Annotated in this window: 1 protein-coding gene; it reads right to left on the bottom strand. The window is 38.5% G+C overall.

Annotated elements, in window-relative coordinates:
* Positions 1 to 509 precede the first annotated feature (509 nt).
* Positions 510 to 1,121 (bottom strand): 30S ribosomal protein S4, encoded by a 612-nt coding sequence (gene rpsD, locus O3599_RS09820; RefSeq protein WP_000092756.1) that lies wholly within the window; start codon positions 1,119 to 1,121, stop codon positions 510 to 512.
* Between the last annotated feature and the right edge of the window lie 210 nt (positions 1,122 to 1,331).

Genomic DNA, 1,331 nt, shown 5'->3' with positions numbered 1-1,331 from the left:
ATAAATAAAACAAACAATAAATATTACCTCAATAATAAGGCTGGCAACTGTCTAATATCGCCTAAACAAAATAAAAGCTTGAAATATCGGGGGTTATATGTTAGAATGAACTTACAATGTGAGTAAAGTTACAGCATATGTAACTAAAAAAGCCCCACCGTGCCACCGATGGGGTTTTTTGCTACCCTCTAAAAGGGTTAACCATTACTTCTTACGTTTCTTAATCCATAACTTGAAAAGCTCAGATAACACGTTAATAAGTAACGGAGCTAGAAACACTGTGAGTAAAGTTTCTAACATATGTAACACCTCCCTTCCTTAAAGTGAGGGGGCCAAAATATTATATCATACCAGATTTATATCATCAACATCGTGTCATTCTTTAAATAGATAGACTTAAACACACAAATAACCTTACTAACAAATTTCTAAACAAACCCAGAAATCAACATTTTAAGACAAAGCAAAAAGCCCACTGTTGTAGGCTTTCTGTAAGATATTTCTTAAAATTAAAGCATTTTGTTGTAGAATTCAACCACAAGTGCTTCGTTGATTTCTGGGTTGATTTCGTCGCGTTCTGGCAAGCGAGTCAATGAACCTTCCAATTTTTCAGCGTCGAATGATACGAATGCTGGACGTCCAAGAGTAGCTTCTACTGCTTCAAGGATAGCTGGAACTTTCAATGATTTTTCACGAACTGAGATCACTTGACCTGGAGTTACGCGGTATGATGGGATATCAACGCGTTTTCCGTCAACAAGGATGTGACCGTGGTTTACGAATTGACGAGCTTGACGACGAGTAGTCGCAAGACCAAGACGGTAAACAACGTTATCCAAACGACGTTCCAAAAGAAGCATGAAGTTGAAACCTAGGATTCCGCCTTTGATTTTTGTAGCTTGTACGAACAAGTTACGGAATTGTTTTTCACCTACACCGTAAGTGAAACGAAGTTTTTGTTTTTCAGCCAATTGCAAACCGTATTCTGACAATTTAGAACGGTTGTTTGGTCCGTGTTGTCCTGGTACGTAATTACGACGTGCCAATTCTTTACCTGTACCTGTAAGTGAAAGGCCAAGGCGACGAGCTTGTTTCCAAGATGGTCCTGTATAACGTGACATGTGAATGTCCTCCTGATATAAATAATATTTCGGTGGAAATAGTCACTTAGAAAGCCCTGATTCGTGCAGATGCCCTTCGCCTAAACAGCCAAGGTTACTTATCATAAGACATCTGTTGACGAGCTTCATGCTTTCCTGCTGATATTTCACACAAAATCCATTCTACCATGAATGGCTAGATTTGTAAAGGGGTTTTAAGCTTTATTTTCA

The sequence above is a fragment of the Streptococcus sp. 27098_8_103 genome (genome assembly GCF_041432345.1).
In the GTDB taxonomy this organism is placed as follows: domain Bacteria; phylum Bacillota; class Bacilli; order Lactobacillales; family Streptococcaceae; genus Streptococcus; species Streptococcus mitis_BV.
Note: the sequence above shows the minus strand (reverse complement) of the source record. Positions and strands in the feature narration are given on the sequence as shown.

Coding starts and splice junctions, on each gene's coding strand:
- rpsD (WP_000092756.1), bottom strand. CDS start 1,121: ATGTCACGTTATACAGGACCATCTTGGAAACAAGCTCGTCGCCTTGGC.